Origin of the sequence: Peribacillus sp. NPDC058002 (assembly GCF_042886655.1) — a bacterium.
GTDB lineage: Bacteria > Bacillota > Bacilli > Bacillales > DSM-1321 > Peribacillus > Peribacillus aracenensis.
Genome location: NZ_JBHVQU010000522.1, coordinates 1 through 1,220, shown reverse-complemented (window position 1 = coordinate 1,220; position 1,220 = coordinate 1). Strand labels below are relative to the sequence as shown.

2 protein-coding genes are annotated in these 1,220 nt (G+C 37.8%); both read right to left on the bottom strand.

The features are described from left to right. On the bottom strand, positions 1 to 758 hold a 758-nt coding region (locus ACFVSH_RS26825), incomplete at its 3' end, for a PDC sensor domain-containing protein (protein WP_483878317.1). A 14-nt stretch (positions 759 to 772) separates the two neighbouring features. After that, the gene (locus ACFVSH_RS26820; protein WP_260288131.1) at positions 773 to 1,015 is read right to left on the bottom strand and encodes a YozE family protein; all 243 of its coding nucleotides are present in this window, start codon (positions 1,013 to 1,015) and stop codon (positions 773 to 775) included. Positions 1,016 to 1,220 lie beyond the last annotated feature (205 nt).

The window sequence follows — 1,220 nt, the reverse complement described above, 5'->3', positions numbered from 1 at the left end:
GAATATATTTTTTCACCATTCTCCGAACTGTACAAATCATCCGACAACGAAGCTTCCATCAGCTTCCCTTTCGTTAATCCCAATTCTTTCAAGGCAGAACCCTGCATGAGGCCATGCGGGTCTTTTTTCGAAATCAAGATGCCTTCTTGATTGATCATGAAAAAGTTCACTGGATATTTATCGCTGATTTCATTAGCCTTTTTCTCCATCATCTCCCAAAGCCCTTTTAATCGGAAAGCTGGAGATACGACTCCGATCATTTTCCCTGCATCATCATATACTGGCGCACTTAGAACCATTATGGGTTCTGAGAATGCCCTGGTTTTATAAACGTCTGAAAGGAATTCATGACCTTCTATGGCCTCTTTGAACCATATTCTCTTCGCGAGGTTGTCCCCGATCATTTTATTAGATGTATCTGCAATGACATTGCCTTCCATATCCAAATGCAAAACACCGTAATAATTTCCTTTTGCATCAATAAACTTTCTTAGTTCATCTGACTCCTCTTCTCTTGAATGGCCAGGATTGATGATTACCGAATTTGCACTCATAAACTTCACATCACTGACCCGTTCGTTCAAATAGCTATATGTTTCATTTACCATATTCAGTGAACCTGCATTCAGGGCATTTCTTGCTTCCTTCTCCAGAAGGGAACGTTGTGATCCATAGGATATGATTCCCAATATCAGAAGAGGCACACTTGCAATAAGTAAAGAAAAAAGCAAAATTCGGGTTTGAAGGCTTTTAAACATCCTTCCGATCCTCCCTATTCCTGATCTCCCAATAAGAGCCCTTCTTCTATTTGGACATACTGTTCCCAAGCTTGATCGAATACGGACATACTTTCGAGATAGTCTGCATTCAATTCTAAATAACTGCTCAGTTCATTATAATCTGTCGATTGTTTTGGGAAACCATGATCCTCATAGGCATGATTGGCAAATTTAGTGATAGCATCCATTTCCTTCGGTTGTCGAAATTTCATTAAATATAAATAAAATGGTCTCATTATGTCGAGCCCCCCTAAAATAACTATGATTTCTGCTTTAATATATCGGAAACTTTCGCTTCCGTCCACTTTTTTAAAAATCAATTTGGTTTTTTCTTCCTCATTTTAAGAAGTTCATGATTTTTCAACACAAAATGCATTCGTTATATTACGGAATTACACTTAGATATCGTACTCATTCCATATTGATTACATCCTTTTAAAG